Below are 18,294 nucleotides of genomic sequence, written 5' to 3'. Positions count from 1 at the left end.
AAAAAATTAACAAAAACGGCTAATCTTTAATATTCAGAAGATCCTAATCGAACCTAAGACGAGTAATTTTAGGCTTGTTTGCGTGTTTATGATCTTGGAGTGAATACAGCAACGGCTCGGTAATTCTGACCTAACGAATAAAAGAAAGCTAAAAACTGCATATTTCAGAATGGTTATGCACGTTTTATGCACTTTTGATGTATGAGTTCTTTCTCAAACGAAAAAGAATAAAAACGCACTTTTTAAAACTCATGAACAAACAACAAAATATAGAATTAAAATACACCAAGGAACTATTTACAAAATATAACGCCAAAAAACGATATTTTTGCAATATATAAGCAAAGTTCTAGGACTTGCATCTTTGCACCAAGCTTGTCATAACTAACGGCTGGAATATTTGTAAGGATGCAAAATGAGTAAGCTGTACGTTGGATCAGAAGTTGGTCAACTAAGACGAGTTCTATTAAACCGCCCAGAGCGCGCCCTCACCCACCTAACGCCATCGAACTGCCACGAGCTACTGTTTGATGACGTATTAGCGGTAGAAGCGGCAGGTGAAGAACACGACGCGTTTGCGCGCACACTGCGTGAACAAGATGTCGAAGTACTACTGCTTCATGATCTGCTGGTTGAAACCCTTGCGGTTCCAGAAGCAAAACAATGGTTGTTGAATACTCAGATCTCTGACTTCCGTTACGGTCCGACTTTCGCTCGTGATTTACGTCAGTACTTCGCAGAGATGGACGATGAGCACCTAGCAAGCATTCTTCTTGGCGGCTTGGCATACTCCGAACTGCCAATCAAATCTTCATCAATGTTGCCGAAGATGAAGCGCCCACTGGATTTCGTGATCGAACCTCTGCCTAACCACCTCTTTACCCGTGACACGTCATGCTGGGTATACGGCGGCGTTTCTCTTAACCCAATGATGATGCCTGCACGTCAACGCGAAACCAACCATCTGCGCGCGATTTATCGCTGGCACCCAACCTTTGCGGGTCAGGACTTCATTAACTACTTTGGTGATGAAGACCAACACTACGACAATGCTAACGTTGAAGGTGGCGATGTACTGGTTATCGGTAAAGGTGCCGTTCTAATTGGTATGTCTGAGCGCACAACCCCGCAAGGTGTCGAAAACTTAGCGGCAAGCCTGTTTAAATCTGGTCAGGCGAAAGAAGTGATTGCTATCGACCTACCAAAACACCGCTCGTGCATGCACCTTGATACGGTCATGACGCACATGGATGTAGACACTTTCTCGGTATACCCAGAGATCATGCGTAAAGATTTAGACACTTGGCGCCTAACACCTAAAGGCAACGGTGAAATGCATGTCGAAGCATCACACAACTATCTGCATGCCATTGAATCGGCACTTGGCTTAGACCAATTGAAGATCATCACAACCGGTGGTGACAGCTACGAAGCTGAGCGAGAGCAATGGAACGATGCCAACAACGTACTGACGGTGAAACCTGGTGTTGTGATTGGTTACGAACGTAACGTCTACACTAACGAGAAGTACGACAAAGCTGGCATTGAAGTCCTGACTATTCCGGGTAACGAGCTTGGTCGCGGTCGTGGTGGTGCACGTTGTATGAGCTGCCCTATCGAACGTGACGATATTTGAGAAACCTCTCCCACCAAATAAAACCAATTGAGACTAAGGTTGATGTGAATGCATCAACCTTTTTTTGCTTTCAATTAAAATAATTATTCACAATAAAATCATTTATATGTTTTAATGCTTTTATTCTTTATCAACCAAACGACCTAAGGGACGAGCTATGGCTTTCAATCTACGTAATCGCAACTTTTTGAAGCTATTGGACTTCTCAACTAAAGAGATCCAGTTTTTGCTCGAACTGTCTGCAGAGCTGAAAAAAGCTAAATATGCAGGAACAGAGCAGAAGAAACTTCAAGGTAAAAACATCGCACTAATCTTTGAGAAATCTTCTACTCGTACCCGATGTGCGTTTGAAGTCGCGGCCTTTGACCAAGGCGCTCAAGTCTCTTACATCGGTCCTTCTGGCTCACAGATCGGTCATAAAGAATCGATGAAAGATACCGCTCGTGTTCTTGGTCGTATGTACGATGGCATCGAATACCGTGGCTTTGGTCAATCCATTGTTGAAGAGCTTGGTACTTATGCTGGTGTACCTGTCTGGAATGGTTTAACGGATGAGTTTCACCCTACCCAAATCCTTGCAGACTTCCTGACCATGCAAGAGCACGGACGTGGGAAACAACTGCATGAGATGACGTTTGCTTACCTTGGTGATGCTCGCAATAACATGGGTAATTCACTCATGGTTGGCGCAGCAAAAATGGGCATGGACATCCGCCTTGTAGCGCCAAAAGCGTTCTGGCCAGAGGAAGCATTAGTGGCAACTTGCCAAGAAATTGCCCAACAAACCGGTGCGAAAATCACGCTGACGGAAAACGTTGAAGAAGGCGTTAAAAGCTGTGACTTCCTATACACTGACGTTTGGGTCTCGATGGGTGAGTCGGCTGAGGCTTGGGATGAGCGTGTTGCGCTGATGACACCTTACCAAATCAATATGGATGTGATTAAGCAAACGGGCAACCCTCATGTGAAGTTCATGCACTGCCTGCCAGCCTTCCACAACGATGAAACGACTGTGGGTAAAGAGGTAGCAGAGAAATACGGAATGAAAGGGCTTGAAGTCACCGAAGAGGTGTTTGAGTCTGAATACTCTATCGTATTCGACGAAGCCGAAAACCGCATGCACACGATTAAAGCCGTGATGGTGGCAACCTTAGGCAGCTAAACCAAAGCATTAAAAATGGTAACAAAAACCATGATGTAATCGCTTGCGCTCACGAAAGTTAAGCGTATAATGCTCGGCAATTTGTCTGAGGATTACGAAATGACCACGCCGATTGCTGACGTAAAAACGCGATTTGCTCTAGCTAAGCGACTACGCTTACGTGCTGTTATTTTCGTTAATTCTATTGAATTTTAAAACCTCCCCAATTGGGGAGGTTTTTTTATGTCCGAAATTCCATCAGGGTAATTTTGGGGATAGTCACCACTGTTATAGGGAAGAAGATCATGGCGAACTCGCTTTACCAGAAGCACATCATCTCTATTCCAGAGCTTTCACGTGAAGAACTGGAACTGATTGTAGAAACTGCAGGTCAGCTAAAAAAAGAACCTCGTCCAGAACTGATTAAAAACAAGGTTGTAGCGAGCTGTTTCTTTGAGCCATCCACACGTACTCGTCTGTCATTCGAAACAGCGATTCAACGTATCGGTGGCGATGTAATTGGTTTTGATAACGGTGGTAACACCTCTCTGGCGAAAAAAGGCGAGACGCTGTCTGACTCAGTTCAAGTGATCTCTTCTTACGTCGATGCGTTCGTGATGCGCCACCCTCAAGAAGGCGCAGCGCGCTTGGCGTCTGAGTTCTCTAACGGCGTACCAGTTATCAACGCTGGTGATGGCGCAAACCAACACCCAACGCAAACGCTACTCGACCTATACACCATCGCGGAAACACAAGGTCGTCTAGACAACCTGAACGTTGCGTTCGTTGGTGACCTAAAGTACGGCCGCACCGTACACTCATTGACGCAAGCATTGGCGAAGTTCAATAACATTCGTTTCTTCTTCGTTGCACCAGAAGCACTTGCGATGCCAGATTACCTATGCGAAGAGCTAGATGAAGCAGGTATCCAGTACAGCCTGCACACAGACATGGAAAGCGTGATTCCTGAGCTAGACATTCTGTACATGACTCGCGTACAAAAAGAGCGCTTCGATGAATCAGAATACGCACACATCAAGTCAGCTTACATCCTAACAGCGGCACTACTAGAAGGTGCGCGTGAGAACTTGAAAGTACTGCACCCACTACCACGTGTGGATGAGATCACCACAGACGTCGACGTCACACCACACGCTTACTACTTCCAACAAGCAGAAAATGGCGTTTACGCGCGCCAAGCATTGTTGGCACTGGTTCTTAACGAAACACTGTAATCGAGGGAGAGAATAACATGGCTAAAGAAACTCAATTGCAGGTTGAAGCAATCAAAAACGGCACAGTAATCGACCACATTCCAGCACAAATTGGTATTAAGGTGCTGAAGCTGTTCGATATGCACAACTCTTCTCAACGCGTCACCATCGGTCTGAATCTGCCTTCATCTGCACTCGGTCACAAAGACTTACTCAAGATTGAGAACGTGTTCATCAACGAAGAGCAGGCAAGCAAACTGGCACTTTACGCACCACATGCGACCGTAAACCAAATCGAAAACTACGAAGTTGTGAAGAAGCTAGCGCTGGAGTTACCAGAGCAAGTTAAAAACGTGTTTGAATGCCCAAACACTAACTGCATTACCCACAACGAGCCGGTTGCAAGCAGCTTCCAAGTGTTCGAGAAGAAGGAAGAAATCCGTCTGAAGTGTAAATACTGTGAGAAAGTATTCGCACGTGAGATCGTGACTGAGCGTTAATTTCTCGCTTCGATTCTTGCTAACGATAAATTGACTAATACCCCGCTAGTGCGGGGTATTTTGCTCTTTACGTGCTTCATGTTTAAAGGCAAACTGATTCTTCTTAAGAACGCTCAAGATACTTGAGCAAACTCTTTATTCCCCCTAAACAGATGGAACAATTCAAATGACGAAAGTACTTCACACTGAGTCTGCACCAGCAGCAATCGGTCCTTACGTTCAAGGCGTAGATCTAGGCAACATGGTTCTAACTTCTGGCCAAATCCCAGTAAACCCAGCGACAGGTGAAGTGTCTGCAGACATCGCAGAGCAAGCTCGTCAATCTCTAGAGAACGTAAAAGCTGTTGTTGAAGCATCAGGCCTTAAAGTGACTGACATCGTTAAAATGACAGTATTCGTGAAAGACCTAAACGACTTCGGTACAGTGAACGAAGTTTACGGCAAGTTCTTCGATGAGCATGAAGTAGCAAACTACCCTGCTCGTTCTTGCGTAGAAGTAGCTCGTCTACCTAAAGATGTAGGCATCGAGATTGAAGCAATTGCAGTTCGCAAATAATTGCACTTGCTGACAAGCATAAAAAAACGGGTAGCTCAGGCTACCCGTTTTTATTGTCTTTTTGTAATGATATCGCAGTAAAACTCAAGCAGCGTTGCGCTGTTTCACTTCTTCATCCAACTCAGCCAACTTCTCTTTCATTTGCTCGCGGCAAATATTCGCTAGCTCACGTACGCCTTCTTTACCGTAACCTTCAGAGCTAACTGGTGGTAGCATCTCAATGATCACATGACCGTTATTCCAGCGGTTCAATTTGATGTGATCGGTAGAGCTACACACGATTGGAATGATTGGTACTTCTGCACCGATAGCCGCATGGAATGCACCGGTTTTAAATGGCAGTAAACCACGGCCGCGTGAACGTGTACCTTCTGGGAACATCCATACTGAAACATCGCTGTTTTTGATGCTGTCCACGACTTGGTCGATAGTGCCTTTTGCTTTAGAGCGGTTTGCACGGTCAATCAAGATGTTACCTGTTAGCCAATAAAGCTGACCAAACAACGGCATCCACGCGAGGCTCTTTTTACCTACTGTTACCACTTTTGGTGTTACTGCAGAAGAGACAGTGAAAAGGTCCCAGTTGTTTTGGTGGTTAGCAATGTAAACATGCTGACCGCGAGAGTACGCATCTTCCGGAAGACGCAGCTCAAGCTTGATACCAAATACGCGCGACATCTTGCCGAATAGACGACCAAAGGTGAACACGTGCTTAGGGTTTCGAGGGCTTAGTAGGCAGTAACCACAACCACCAATAAACATCACAATTGCGAAAATTGCGACAGCAAATACACGTAACAGTGCAATCATTGTTGTTCTCCGGGAACCGGCTTTGCGCCAGCTACAGCTATTATTGTCTCTTTGAACATAGTCATGAACTATGACAGAAAGCGCGATATAAAAAAGCCGAAACCTGAGTTTCGGCTCTCTTCATATCTAGGTCAACTGCGATGCAGTTTAACCTGCCTCACTCACGCGCTCAATATTTGCGCCAAGTGCAGACAGTTTATTTTCGATTTTGTCGTAACCGCGGTCGATGTGGTAGATGCGATCAACGATGGTTTCGCCTTTTGCGATACAACCTGCAATCACCAAACTTGCCGAAGCTCGTAGGTCAGTTGCCATCACTTGTGCGCCACTTAGAGAGTCTACGTCGCCACAGATAACCGTATTACCTTCGATATCTGCTTTCGCGCCCATACGCATCAATTCAGGTACGTGCATGAAACGGTTTTCAAAGATAGTTTCAGTGATCACGCCGCCGCCTTTCGCCATCATGTTCAATAGCGTGAATTGCGCCTGCATGTCAGTAGGGAAACCTGGGTGCGGAGCCGTGCGAATGCTTACTGCTTTCAGCTCACGGCCAGTCATATCAACAGAAATCCAGTCTTCACCAGTTTCTACTAATGCGCCCGCTTCCTCTAGCTTAGCCAGTACCGCTTCTAGCAGATGTGCATTGGTGTTGCGACATACAACTTTGCCGCCAGAAACCGCTGCTGCAACTAGGAAGGTGCCGGTTTCGATACGGTCAGCCACAACGCTGTGCTTACCACCACCTAGACGCTCAACGCCTTCGATAGTGATGGTATCAGTACCCGCACCAGAGATTTTTGCGCCAAGTGTGTTTAGGAAATCCGCTGTATCAACGATTTCAGGCTCACGCGCTGCGTTGTCTAGCGTTGTTGTGCCATCAGCAAGCGCTGCTGCACACATGATGGTGATCGTTGCACCAACACTCACTTTGTCCATCACGATGTGCGCACCTTTAAGGCGACCATCGACTTCCGCTTTCACGTAACCATCTTCTAGTGTGATGGTTGCGCCAAGCTGTTCTAGACCAGTAATGTGTAAATCAACAGGACGAGCACCGATAGCACAACCGCCAGGTAGAGAAACCTGACCTTGGCCAAATCGAGCTACAAGAGGACCAAGCGCCCAAATAGATGCACGCATGGTTTTTACTAAATCGTAAGGAGCACAGTATTCGTTGATACTGCTTGGATCGACATGAACGGAACCATTACGACTTACTTTTGCGCCAAGACGCTTAAGCAGTTCCATGGTTGTGTCGATATCACGAAGGTGTGGCACGTTCGCCACTTCTACAGGCTCTTCCGCCAAGATAGACGCAAATAAAATCGGCAGTGCTGCGTTTTTTGCACCTGAAATGGTCACTTCACCAACCAGTGGTTTATCTGACCCAATAACTCGAAACTTTTCCATCAATAAACCTTAAAGCGACATTAGCTTCTTATCACGAGCCCACTCTTCTGGAGTGAACGCTTTGATCGATAGCGCGTGAATGTCGTTACGCTGGATGTAATCCATCAGAGGACCGTAAATTAACTGCTGCTTCTTAACGCGGCTCATTCCATCGAAACAAGCATCAACAGCAACCACCTCATAGTGGCTACCTTCACCTTTTACATGCACTTCTTGAAGGTTTAGTGCTTCTTCTAGTAACTGTTGTACTTTTGCGCTATCCACAATTTACCCCTGATAATTCTGTATATGTTTGGCCACTAAAGATTCAACGTTGCTCAGCTGAAACAAAGTGCGCAATTGCGCCGGCACGAAACTGAGCATTATATGACAGTTTTGCTTTTTTGCATGCTCTAATAAGTGGATTAACATCACCATTCCCGCAGAGTCAATGCGTTCAATCTCTTGGAGCGAGCATTCTAGCTCGGTTTGAGAAGGCTGCCATTGCTGTGCCACCGCCCACAATGCGGGCACTGTATCGCGATCCAGCGCCCCTGTAAGCTTAAGAATGTCTGTTTGTAAATGCCACTGAGAATGAGACTGCGCCATTACTTTGCTGCCTCGAAGCGAATTGGCTGTGCTGCCAGTTTCTCTAAATCTTTTGCGACCGCAAGAATACCGTCTTGGCGAATCTGAGTATTCCACTCTGATTGCTTGCTCGATAGTAAGCTAATACCTTCTGCAACCATGTCGAATGCTAACCATTCACCGGTTTTCTTATCTTTACGCAGTTTGAACTCAAGTTTAATATTTGGACGCGGCGCGTCAATGATATCAACTTTGATGCTCGTAATGCGCTTAGAAGGGTCCAGTTTTGGCTCAGGGCCAAATTCAATTTGTTGATCCGTGTACTGTGTTAACACTTGCGCATATGAAGTCACCAAGTAAGCGCGGAATGCTGTGATGAATTCACCCACATCTTCACGCTTCGCCCCTTTTAGGTTTGGACCAAGCAGTTTCAATGCTGCATAGCGATCGTTGACGTAAGGCATCAGCTCTTCTTCAACAATGGTTTTGAGCAAGTTTGGATCTTGTTTGATTTGCGGCTGCTCGTTTTTCAGACGCTCGAACGTCACTTCAGCAACCTGCTTCATCATTGAATATGGCTGAGTTTTATCTACTTCAGCTGCCACTGCGCCAAAAGCAGTAAACGTCGCTACGAATGAAAGTAATAGTCTAGAAAACATGGGTTATTCCTTACTCGTGTCACCAGAATCGCCTGAGCCACCAATGCTGTACAGTACCTGACCAATCAGGTCTTCTAATACTAATGCAGATTTGGTGTCTTCGATGGTATCACCATCAACAAGCATTTCTTCATCGTCAAAAACAAAGCCCGGAACCAAGCCAATGTACTGCTCACCAATCAATCCTGATGTCAAAATTTGCACACTAGAAGTTTCAGGGAACTGGTTATACTGGCTGTTAATCGACAAGCTCACGACTGGTAATAGGCTATCAGGGTTAAGTGAAATGTTACTTACACGACCGATAACAACGCCACCAACTTTCACTGGAGAGCGTACTTTCAAACTACCAATATTATCGAACTCGGCTTTCAGGGTGTAAGTATTGCCAGAGCCAATGCTTTTTACGTCAGCAACCTGAAAAATCATCACAAGAATCGCGCAAATTCCTGCTAATACAAAGCTGCCAACCCATAATTCTGTTTTACGTGTTTGTTGCATGATTAATTCCCAAACATCAATGCGGTCAGTACAAAGTCTAGTCCCAGTACTGCTAAAGAAGAATGCACAACAGTGCGCGTCGTTGCTCGGCTGATCCCTTCCGAAGTTGGAATAGCGTCATAGCCATTAAATAGAGCGATCCAAGTAACGGTAATCGCGAACACGATACATTTGATCATGCTGTTACCGATATCTTGACCTAGTTCAACCGAAGATTGCATCGCAGCCCAAAAGCTGCCGTGGTCTACGCCTTTCCAATCCACACCGACAATCTGAGCTCCCCAAATGCCAACCGCCATAAAGATCATAGCCAATAGAGGCATTGAGATGACACCAGCCCAAAAACGCGGTGCGATAACACGTTTTAGTGGATCGACGGCCATCATTTCCATACTAGAAAGCTGCTCCGTTGCTTTCATGAGTCCGATTTCTGCTGTCAGAGCAGAGCCAGCACGGCCAGCAAACAAAAGCGCCGTAACAACAGGGCCAAGTTCACGTAGCAACGATAGAGCCACCATCTGACCAAGGCTACCTTCTGCACCATAGTCCACCAGCACAACATAACCTTGCAGACTAAGCACCATACCGATAAACAAACCCGAAACGACGATAATCGCCAATGACTGTACGCCAACCGAGTAAAGCTGTTTAATCAGTAACGGAAAGTTTTTTATTGGCTGAGGTCGAGTCACCAAGGCGCCAATGAGCATTAAAGTCGCGCGACCAAACGCTTCACAGATGGCGAGCGTGCGTCTTCCTAAAGAAGCGACAAATTGAATAAAGCTATCGGCCATCAAATAAGTCCTTTTCGATACTTTGAGCACGGAAGCGGAATGGTACTGGCCCATCAGCTTCACCTTTTAAGAATTGCTGCACGCGAGGATCAGGGTTATCTCTCAGTTCTTGCGGCGTACCAAAGGCTATGATTTTGCCATCGGCCATCAAGTAAACCCAATCGGCAATACTCATCACTTCAGGAACGTCGTGAGAAACAACAATTGAAGTCAGGCCTAGTGCTCGATTCAAATTACTGATTAATTCAACCAGCACACCCATGGTGATTGGGTCCTGCCCTACAAACGGCTCATCGTACATGATGAGGTCTGGATCAAGTGCAATTGCACGCGCTAACGCAGCACGTCGAGCCATACCGCCAGATAATTCGCTAGGCATCAGCTTTGCCGCACCACGTAAGCCAACGGCTTCAAGCTTTAGCAGCACCATGGTACGGATGAATTCTTCAGAAAGTTCAGTGTGTTCACGTAAAGGAAACGCCACGTTGTCGAACACGTTCAAGTCAGTAAACAAAGCGCCCGACTGAAATAACATGCTCATTTTCTTTCGAGCGTGATAAAGCTTTTTACGAGATAGTGATGGGATATTATCGCCATCAAACCAGATCTCTCCTTGCTCAGGATAAAGCTGCCCGCCGATCAGGCGCAGCAGTGTCGTTTTACCAATCCCTGACGGCCCCATAATGGCGGTCACTTTTCCTTTTGGCACATGCAAATCAACACCATCGAAGATCTTGCGTTCGCCGCGTGAAAAAGTGAGATTGTTAACGGTAACTAAATCGTTGTTCGACATACTATCTCTTCTACTGTTTGTGAGCGGTTCTCACAGAGTTGCAATCCAACTCAACCCCGATTGTTTTCAAGATATTACGTCGAGAATATCCTAAAGTGACTTCGGTACACTTATTAGGCTGCAATCATAAGCACATTGAACGTTAATTAAAAGCACTGTTCAATTAAATAAAGCCCGCGAAATTCAAGCAATTCTTCATAAATTATGACGAAATGACAGGAAGGTGTTTATATCCCATGCCAGATTAACCGTATTCTGAACGAAGAGTATATGAGCAACAATTAAACACAATTTCGTTACTAACCTTTAATTTATTTGTTGTTTATCTTCCATTTTTGGCCGCAAAAGGTCAAAATTAGCGGTTACTCATTTCACTTATTTTATTACTTAGGAATCATCATGCTCGAAGCCGTAGCGTTGCTTATCGTCGGTCTTGTTTTACTTGTTTGGAGTGCAGATAAACTTGTTTTTGGTTCTGCCGCTCTGGCCCGCAACGTCGGTATTTCACCTCTAGTGATCGGTATGACCATTCTAGCAATGGGCTCTTCGGCACCAGAAATGATGGTTTCTGCGACTGCAGCATGGGATGGCAAAACCGACACTGCTGTAGGTAACGTTCTGGGTTCGAACATTGCCAACATCGCTCTGATCCTAGGTATTACAGCCCTAATTAAACCGCTTTCTATCAGTTCTGCCGTTATTCGTCGTGAACTGCCTTTGATGATAGCAGTGACGGTTCTAGCGGGTATTTTACTTTGGGATAGTCATCTAGGTTTCTACGAAGGTGTACTGCTGTTTGTTTTGTTTGGTGGCTTCTTATTTGCCATGCTGCAAATCAGCCGCAAAGAACAAAAAGCGGGCGATGCTTTCGTTGATGAGCAAGAGTCTGAAGTTCCAGACGGTGTGAGCAACTCAAAAGCCGTTATGTGGGTAGTGATTGGCTTGATACTGCTTCCTTTGGCAGCAAGCATGCTGGTTGATAACGCCGTGGTTATTGCTAAGTACTTCGGCATGAGTGATCTCGTTATCGGCCTAACCATCATTGCCATTGGTACTAGTCTTCCTGAGCTTGCCGCTTCTCTTGCTGGCGTTCTAAAAGGCGAAGACGACATGGCTGTGGGTAACATCATCGGTTCAAACGTATTCAATATTCTTGCGGTAATGGGCCTACCAGGCATCATTAACCCTTCAACCTTGAGCGAGTACGCAATGGGTCGTGACTTCTGGGTGATGCTAGGTGTATCTCTACTCTTGGTAGCGATGTGTCTTGGTAAATCACGCAGCATTAACCGCCTTGAAGGTGGCATCCTGTTTGTGTGTTTCTTGGCTTACCAAGTGTACCTATTCGCAAACATGGCCGCTTAATAACATAATAAGTAAAGACAAATTGGAGCACTGATATGTCCACTCAATTTGATTTTCGCGCTGCTGCTAAACAAGTTCTCGATATCGAAGTAACGGCCTTACAACAACTTGACCAATACTTTGACACGCAGTTTGAACAAGCTTGCGAATTGATTCTTTCCAATAACGGCAAAGTTGTCGTAATGGGCATGGGCAAATCAGGTCATATCGGCAATAAAATTGCTGCGACCCTTGCGAGCACTGGCACTTCGGCATTTTTCGTTCACCCTGGCGAAGCTGCGCATGGTGACCTAGGCATGATCAGCGCTGGTGATATTGTTATTGCGATTTCAAACTCAGGGGAGTCTCATGAGATTTTGTCTCTATTCCCAGTTTTGAAACGCCTGAACATCAAAATCATCAGCATGACAGGCAAGCCAGAATCAAATATGGCGAAACTGTCCGATCTGCATTTGCAAATTACAGTCCCTAAAGAAGCTTGTCCGCTGGGCCTTGCTCCAACAAGCAGCACAACAGCGACATTAGTAATGGGTGATGCCCTTGCAGTTGCACTATTGCAAGCTCGTGGTTTTTCAGCAGAAGACTTTGCCTTGTCACATCCCGGCGGTGCACTGGGAAGAAAATTGCTGCTTAAGCTGTCTGATATAATGCACTTCGGTAATGCACTACCAAAAGTATCACCGGATGCTCTGATTCGTGACGCCTTACTCGAGATTTCGGAAAAAGGCTTGGGTATGACCGCTATTGTCGATGTGCACGATGCTATGCTTGGTATATTCACCGATGGTGATTTGCGCCGTACTCTGGACAAACGCATTGATATCCATACCACAGCGATCGGTGACGTAATGACGAAGAACCCTACCACCGCGCACCCAGAAATGCTGGCAGTGGAAGGGCTAAACTTAATGCAAGACAAGAACATCAATGCTCTGATCTTGTGCGATGACAATAAAATTGTTGGCGCACTGAATATGCATGATTTACTTAAAGCAGGCGTGATGTAAGATCACGCCCCCAAAAGACTTAACGAATTGATTTAACAGATTAAGGCAATGGTCAGGGAAGTACTGAGCTAAGATAAAGGCCTTTATTTTATGAGTTTTACTCGCCTTATTTATTTGCTCTTGGTTTTTGTTGTCGCTTGGTGTGGTTATTACCTACTCACGCCAAAAGGTAATGAAGATATCCAAGTAGCACCAAATTTAGAACTGCCTATGTTCAGTGGTACTGGACTAGAAAACATCACCTATGGTGAAAATGGTGTCCGCAGTTACATCATCCGTTCTACTAACTTGGATCATTATGCCAAGAGTGGAGACACGATTTTTAAAAGCCCAACGCTTATGGTTTACCGCGAAGGTAGCGTTGTGGAGTGGAAAGTTACTGCAACAAGAGCAGTACTAGATGAAGACCAAATTCTGACCCTGTACGACAAAGTACTGATGCAGAATCTATTGCCTGATGCGAGTTTCGACACCATGGCAACAGACAAACTGGTCATCAATCTAAGCAATCGTGATTTTAAAGCCGATCAACAAGTGATGTTGGTTGGACCGCAATTTGAAACTACCGGAGGCGCAATGCAGGGCAACTTAAAAGCTCACACTGCGACTCTGACTGATGAAGTTCAAGGTCGATATGAAACCGTTACACCTTAGCCTATTGGCATTGGTTTTAGCAGCGCCACAAGCGTTAGCACTTAAGTCGGATACTCAACAGCCGGTTTACATCAATTCAGACACCCAACAGGTGGATATGAAGAGTAACCAGGTGATCTTTAAAGGTGATGTGTCGCTTAAGCAAGGTAGCATCAATATCGATGCTGACAGAATCGTTGTGACTCGCGATCCTAAGACCGAGTCTATTAAGCAGATCCAAGCTTTTGGCAAACCTGCTAAGTTTTCTCAGTTGATGGACGATGGTAAAACACTCAGTGGTCAAGCAACTGAGCTAGACTACCGAATCTCTACTGATGAACTGACCATGAAAGGTCAAGCGCAACTAGCACAAGACGGTAATACCATTAAAGGTTCGTCGATCCGTTACCAAATTGGTCAACAGAAGCTCGTCGCTGACAGCTCGAAGGATGAGCGCGTAACCACCATCCTACAACCGAACCAAATCGAGAACTAATATGGCAGTACTGAGCGCAAAGAACCTTGCGAAGAGCTACAAAAAGCGCAAGGTCGTTACCGATGTAAGTCTCGAAGTAGAGTCTGGCCAAATTGTTGGTCTTTTGGGTCCAAACGGTGCGGGTAAAACCACATCGTTTTACATGATTGTGGGGTTGGTGCCACGTGATGAAGGCACCATTACTATCGACAATCAAGATATCAGTATCCTTCCGATGCACAGCCGCTCTCGTTTGGGTATTGGCTACCTACCACAAGAAGCGTCGATCTTCCGTAAGCTATCGGTGGAAGACAACATCATGGCTGTTTTAGAGACTCGCCAAGAGCTTACTCGAGAAGAACGCCAAGATAAGCTTGAAGATTTGTTGGAAGAATTCCACATACAGCACATACGCACCAGTGCGGGTATGGCACTATCAGGTGGTGAGCGCCGCCGTGTAGAAATTGCGCGAGCACTGGCCGCTAACCCTCAGTTCATTTTGTTGGATGAACCGTTCGCGGGTGTTGACCCAATTTCGGTTAACGACATCAAAAAAATCATTGAACACTTGCGTGATCGCGGCCTTGGCGTGTTAATCACTGACCATAACGTTCGCGAAACCTTGGACGTTTGTGAAAAAGCCTATATCGTAAGCCAAGGACACCTAATTGCATCGGGAACTCCGGATGAAGTTCTCAATAACGAGCAGGTGAAACAAGTTTATCTCGGCGAACAATTCCGTCTATGATTACATTAGGAACGGTAAGATTCTGAGCATTACAAGGTAAGTAACACTGAATGAAACCTTCATTACAACTCAAGCTAGGTCAACAGTTAGCCATGACGCCGCAGCTGCAGCAAGCGATTCGTTTGTTGCAATTGTCGACGCTCGATCTTCAACAAGAAATCCAAGAAGCGTTGGACTCCAACCCGCTACTGGAAGTTGAAGAAGGCCACGAAGAACCTCAAGCAAACGGTGAAGACAAATCAGCGTCTGAATCTGCTGATAACAGTGCGAACGAAGCCTCCGAACCCGATCTGCCAGACAGTTCAGATGTAATTGAGAAATCAGAGATCAGCTCTGAGCTAGAAATCGATACCACTTGGGATGATGTTTACAGCGCAAACACAGGCAGTACAGGCCTAGCGCTTGATGACGACATGCCTGTCTACCAAGGTGAAACTACCGAATCGCTGCATGATTACCTTATGTGGCAGTTAGATTTAACGCCTTTCAGTGAAACCGACCGCACCATTGCCCTCGCGATCATCGACGCCATCGACGACTACGGGTACCTAACCCTTTCTCCTGAAGAAATTCACGAGAGCTTCGACAACGAAGAAGTGGAATTGGATGAAGTAGAAGCAGTACGTAAGCGTATTCAGCAGTTTGACCCACTTGGCGTTGCTTCTCGCAACCTACAAGAGTGCCTACTGCTGCAACTTGCGACTTTCCCTGAAGACACGCCGTGGCTTGCTGAAGCAAAGATGATTCTTAGCGATCATATCGATCACCTTGGCAATCGCGACTACAAGCTTGTTATCAAAGAGACTAAGCTTAAAGAAGCTGACCTGCGTGAAGTACTGAAGTTGATTCAACAACTTGACCCTCGCCCAGGTAGCCGTATCACACCCGATGACACTGAATACGTCATTCCGGATGTGTCCGTATTTAAAGATCATGGTAAGTGGACCGTATCCATTAACCCTGACAGCATTCCGAAACTAAAAGTAAATCAACAATATGCACAACTAGGCAAAGGCAACAGTGCGGATAGCCAGTACATTCGCAGCAATTTGCAAGAGGCAAAATGGCTGATTAAGAGCCTAGAAAGCAGAAACGAGACGCTTCTCAAAGTTGCAAGATGTATTGTTGAACATCAACAAGATTTCTTCGAGTATGGTGAAGAAGCCATGAAACCAATGGTACTAAACGATGTAGCATTGGATGTGGACATGCATGAATCGACAATCTCTCGTGTAACAACACAGAAGTTTATGCATACCCCACGTGGCATTTTTGAATTGAAGTACTTCTTCTCTAGCCATGTTAGTACAGACAATGGTGGAGAATGTTCGTCCACAGCAATTCGTGCTCTTATCAAGAAACTGGTCGCAGCGGAGAATACCGCTAAACCACTGAGTGATAGCAAGATTGCTGCTCTTCTGGCTGACCAAGGGATTCAAGTCGCGAGACGAACGATAGCGAAATATCGCGAATCCTTGGGTATCGCCCCTTCAAGTCAGCGTAAACGCCTACTTTAAGGCACCAACTGAAAAGGAAAGTCTATGCAAATCAATATTCAAGGCCATCACGTTGATCTTACCGATTCAATGCAAGACTATGTTCAATCTAAGTTTCAGAAGCTCGAAAGGTTCTTCGACCACATTAACCAAGTCCAAGTCGTACTAAAAGTTGAAAAACTCAACCAAATAGCGGAAGCTACGCTCCACATTAATCAGGGCGAAATCCACGCGTCATCGAACGACGAAAGTATGTATGCAGCAATTGATTCGCTGGTGGATAAATTAGTTCGTCAACTTAACAAGCACAAAGAAAAACTAAACAGTCATTAATCATGCAATTGAGCGAGATACTGTCACTGGACTGCACCAAAAGTGCAGTCCATTGTACAAGTAAGAAACGTGCCCTAGAGATGATCAGCCAAATTGTTGCTGAGAACACGGGCCAAGATTCTACAGAACTGTTTGAGTGTATGCTCAGCAGAGAAAAAATGGGTAGTACGGGTATCGGCAACGGTATTGCTATCCCTCACGCAAGAATGCAATCTAGCGACAAAGCCATCGCCGTCTTACTGCAATGTGACGAGGCGATTGAGTTTGATGCTATCGACAACCGACCTGTCGACCTTCTTTTTGCTCTTCTTGTTCCAGAAGAACAGTGCAAAGAGCACCTCAAAACACTATCCTCTATGGCAGAACGCCTGAGCAACAAGCAAGTGCTAAAGAGCCTGCGTAACGCTCAGAGTGATGAAGAACTCTACGACATTATGATTCATCAGTAATCAGGACGATCACCATGCGATTAATCGTTGTTAGCGGGCATTCCGGTGCCGGGAAGAGTGTTGCCCTGCGCGTACTAGAAGACTTGGGGTATTACTGTGTAGACAATCTACCAGTAAACTTGCTTGACGCGTTTGTTCAATCTGTATCAGAGAGCAAGCAGAACGTTGCAGTGAGCATTGATATTCGAAACATTCCTAAGAAACTCAGAGAACTGAACACCACCCTAGAGAAGCTGAAAGCTGAACTGGACGTAACAGTGCTGTTCTTAGACGCGAATAAAGAGACGCTCCTTACACGCTACAGTGAAACACGACGGATTCACCCGTTATCGCTTGGTAGTCAGTCATTGTCGCTTGATCAGGCCATTGAGCTTGAACAAGAGATCTTAATGCCACTCAAAGCGCACGCTGATTTAGTGCTGAACAGCAGCGGTCAATCTTTGCATGATCTCAGCGAAACGATCCGTATGCGCGTTCAAGGTCGTGATCGTAAAGACTTAGTCATGGTGTTTGAATCATTCGGTTTCAAATACGGCCTTCCTTCTGATGCCGATTACGTGTTCGATGTACGCTTCTTGCCAAACCCACATTGGGAACCGGCATTGCGCCCGCTGACTGGCTTAGATGCGCCCATCGGTGCTTTCCTAGAGCAACACCAGTCTGTACTTGATCTTAAATACCAAATTGAGAGTTTCATTGAGACTTGGTTACCACTGCTAGAGAAAAACAACCGCAGCTACCTAACAGTTGCGATTGGTTGTACTGGTGGTAAACATCGCTCAGTGTACTTAACTCAAAAAATCGGTGAGTTCTTTGCTGATAAAGGCCATCAAGTACAAATTCGCCACACTTCATTGGAAAAGAACGTTAAGGAATAACGGTGGAAATAAGTCGTAAAGTATTGATCCAAAACCGCTTAGGCTTGCACGCCCGTGCTGCGGTTAAACTGGTAGAACTGGCGCAAAGCTTCGATGCGGTAATCACCATCGACAACGAAGAAGACAAAACCGCGACCGCAGACAGCGTCATGGGGTTGTTGATGCTGGAATCCGCCCAAGGACAATACGTGACTATCCACGCGACTGGCGATCAATCTGAGCAAGCCCTTGATGCGGTTTGTCATTTGATTGAAGATAAGTTTGATGAAGGCGAGTGATTCACTCGCTTTTTTATTATCTCTAGCCAGATATCCCACATAAGTTTC

General features: G+C 45.7%; 24 protein-coding genes. 16 read left to right on the top strand and 8 right to left on the bottom strand.

Annotation, left to right across the window (positions count from 1 at the left end; all coding sequences use genetic code 11):
* Positions 1-415 precede the first annotated feature (415 nt).
* From arcA to A9237_RS10470, 6 genes are all read left to right on the top strand, one after another.
* Positions 416-1,636: an arginine deiminase gene (gene arcA, locus A9237_RS10495; protein ID WP_005432859.1), complete on the top strand. Its 1,221-nt coding sequence runs from the start codon at positions 416-418 to the stop codon at positions 1,634-1,636.
* Between the two features lie 157 nt (positions 1,637-1,793).
* The gene (locus A9237_RS10490) at positions 1,794-2,798 is read left to right on the top strand and encodes an ornithine carbamoyltransferase (protein WP_050902889.1); all 1,005 of its coding nucleotides are present in this window, start codon (positions 1,794-1,796) and stop codon (positions 2,796-2,798) included.
* Between the two features lie 69 nt (positions 2,799-2,867).
* Positions 2,868-2,993, top strand: a complete 126-nt coding sequence (locus A9237_RS27630) for a hypothetical protein (RefSeq protein ID WP_005432831.1) — start codon at positions 2,868-2,870, stop codon at positions 2,991-2,993.
* Between the two features lie 89 nt (positions 2,994-3,082).
* Positions 3,083-4,012: an aspartate carbamoyltransferase gene (pyrB, locus tag A9237_RS10480; protein WP_005441998.1), complete on the top strand. Its 930-nt coding sequence runs from the start codon at positions 3,083-3,085 to the stop codon at positions 4,010-4,012.
* Between the two features lie 17 nt (positions 4,013-4,029).
* Positions 4,030-4,491 carry an aspartate carbamoyltransferase regulatory subunit gene (gene pyrI / locus A9237_RS10475; protein WP_020195884.1) on the top strand — a complete coding sequence of 154 codons (462 nt, stop codon included), beginning with the start codon at positions 4,030-4,032 and terminating at the stop codon, positions 4,489-4,491.
* Positions 4,492-4,657: 166 nt separating this feature from the next.
* Complete coding sequence (locus A9237_RS10470; RefSeq protein WP_005432832.1) at positions 4,658-5,047, top strand: RidA family protein; 390 nt, start codon at positions 4,658-4,660, stop codon at positions 5,045-5,047.
* Positions 5,048-5,131: 84 nt separating this feature from the next.
* On the opposite strand, the gene A9237_RS10465 is transcribed toward A9237_RS10470, so the two are convergent.
* The 8 genes from A9237_RS10465 to mlaF all read right to left on the bottom strand — a co-directional run bounded on the left by A9237_RS10465 (position 5,132) and on the right by mlaF (position 10,584).
* A complete protein-coding gene (locus A9237_RS10465) occupies positions 5,132-5,857 on the bottom strand; it encodes a 1-acylglycerol-3-phosphate O-acyltransferase (protein ID WP_041061029.1) in 726 nt (241 codons plus the stop codon).
* Positions 5,858-6,004: 147 nt separating this feature from the next.
* A complete protein-coding gene (murA, locus tag A9237_RS10460; protein WP_078608147.1) occupies positions 6,005-7,270 on the bottom strand; it encodes a UDP-N-acetylglucosamine 1-carboxyvinyltransferase in 1,266 nt (421 codons plus the stop codon).
* A gap of 9 nt (positions 7,271-7,279) precedes the next feature.
* Positions 7,280-7,534, bottom strand: coding sequence for a BolA family iron metabolism protein IbaG (gene ibaG / locus A9237_RS10455; protein WP_005432865.1), 255 nt, complete (start codon positions 7,532-7,534; stop codon positions 7,280-7,282).
* Between the two features lie 3 nt (positions 7,535-7,537).
* The gene (locus A9237_RS10450) at positions 7,538-7,858 is read right to left on the bottom strand and encodes an STAS domain-containing protein (protein WP_005436388.1); all 321 of its coding nucleotides are present in this window, start codon (positions 7,856-7,858) and stop codon (positions 7,538-7,540) included.
* On the bottom strand, positions 7,858-8,496 hold the full coding sequence (gene mlaC / locus A9237_RS10445; protein WP_078608146.1) for a phospholipid-binding protein MlaC: 639 nt from the start codon (positions 8,494-8,496) through the stop codon (positions 7,858-7,860). Before mlaC ends, A9237_RS10450 begins: the two co-directional genes overlap by 1 nt.
* Positions 8,497-8,499: 3 nt before the next feature.
* The gene (gene mlaD, locus A9237_RS10440) at positions 8,500-8,997 is read right to left on the bottom strand and encodes an outer membrane lipid asymmetry maintenance protein MlaD (RefSeq protein ID WP_078608145.1); all 498 of its coding nucleotides are present in this window, start codon (positions 8,995-8,997) and stop codon (positions 8,500-8,502) included.
* Positions 8,998-8,999: 2 nt separating this feature from the next.
* Positions 9,000-9,791: a lipid asymmetry maintenance ABC transporter permease subunit MlaE gene (gene mlaE, locus A9237_RS10435; RefSeq protein WP_005436385.1), complete on the bottom strand. Its 792-nt coding sequence runs from the start codon at positions 9,789-9,791 to the stop codon at positions 9,000-9,002.
* On the bottom strand, positions 9,781-10,584 hold the full coding sequence (gene mlaF / locus A9237_RS10430; RefSeq protein WP_078608144.1) for a phospholipid ABC transporter ATP-binding protein MlaF: 804 nt from the start codon (positions 10,582-10,584) through the stop codon (positions 9,781-9,783). Before mlaF ends, mlaE begins: the two co-directional genes overlap by 11 nt.
* A 399-nt stretch (positions 10,585-10,983) precedes the next feature.
* On the opposite strand from mlaF, the gene A9237_RS10425 reads away from it, so the two are divergent.
* From A9237_RS10425 to A9237_RS10380, 10 genes are all read left to right on the top strand, one after another.
* On the top strand, positions 10,984-11,949 hold the full coding sequence (locus tag A9237_RS10425; protein WP_009707637.1) for a calcium/sodium antiporter: 966 nt from the start codon (positions 10,984-10,986) through the stop codon (positions 11,947-11,949).
* 35 nt (positions 11,950-11,984) lie between these two features.
* On the top strand, positions 11,985-12,956 hold the full coding sequence (kdsD, locus tag A9237_RS10420) for an arabinose-5-phosphate isomerase KdsD (protein ID WP_078608143.1): 972 nt from the start codon (positions 11,985-11,987) through the stop codon (positions 12,954-12,956).
* A 90-nt stretch (positions 12,957-13,046) separates the two neighbouring features.
* The gene (gene lptC / locus A9237_RS10415; protein WP_009707639.1) at positions 13,047-13,610 is read left to right on the top strand and encodes an LPS export ABC transporter periplasmic protein LptC; all 564 of its coding nucleotides are present in this window, start codon (positions 13,047-13,049) and stop codon (positions 13,608-13,610) included.
* Positions 13,591-14,085 (top strand): lipopolysaccharide transport periplasmic protein LptA, encoded by a 495-nt coding sequence (gene lptA / locus A9237_RS10410; RefSeq protein WP_005436379.1) that lies wholly within the window; start codon positions 13,591-13,593, stop codon positions 14,083-14,085. The genes lptC and lptA overlap by 20 nt, the downstream gene beginning before the upstream one ends.
* A gap of 1 nt (position 14,086) precedes the next feature.
* Positions 14,087-14,812 (top strand): LPS export ABC transporter ATP-binding protein, encoded by a 726-nt coding sequence (lptB, locus tag A9237_RS10405; protein WP_005432855.1) that lies wholly within the window; start codon positions 14,087-14,089, stop codon positions 14,810-14,812.
* Between the two features lie 50 nt (positions 14,813-14,862).
* Entirely contained in the window at positions 14,863-16,329 is a 1,467-nt protein-coding gene (locus A9237_RS10400; protein WP_078608142.1) for an RNA polymerase factor sigma-54, read from the top strand.
* A gap of 24 nt (positions 16,330-16,353) precedes the next feature.
* A complete protein-coding gene (gene hpf, locus A9237_RS10395; RefSeq protein WP_005432838.1) occupies positions 16,354-16,641 on the top strand; it encodes a ribosome hibernation promoting factor in 288 nt (95 codons plus the stop codon).
* Between the two features lie 2 nt (positions 16,642-16,643).
* Complete coding sequence (ptsN, locus tag A9237_RS10390) at positions 16,644-17,090, top strand: PTS IIA-like nitrogen regulatory protein PtsN (RefSeq protein ID WP_020195889.1); 447 nt, start codon at positions 16,644-16,646, stop codon at positions 17,088-17,090.
* Between the two features lie 14 nt (positions 17,091-17,104).
* Positions 17,105-17,968, top strand: a complete 864-nt coding sequence (rapZ, locus tag A9237_RS10385) for an RNase adapter RapZ (RefSeq protein WP_078608141.1) — start codon at positions 17,105-17,107, stop codon at positions 17,966-17,968.
* 2 nt (positions 17,969-17,970) lie between these two features.
* Positions 17,971-18,246: an HPr family phosphocarrier protein gene (locus A9237_RS10380; protein ID WP_005442213.1), complete on the top strand. Its 276-nt coding sequence runs from the start codon at positions 17,971-17,973 to the stop codon at positions 18,244-18,246.
* Positions 18,247-18,294: the final 48 nt, after the last annotated feature.

The sequence above is a fragment of the Vibrio owensii genome (assembly GCF_002021755.1).
In the GTDB taxonomy this organism is placed as follows: domain Bacteria; phylum Pseudomonadota; class Gammaproteobacteria; order Enterobacterales; family Vibrionaceae; genus Vibrio; species Vibrio owensii.
This window is presented reverse-complemented; position numbering and strand designations above follow the sequence as displayed.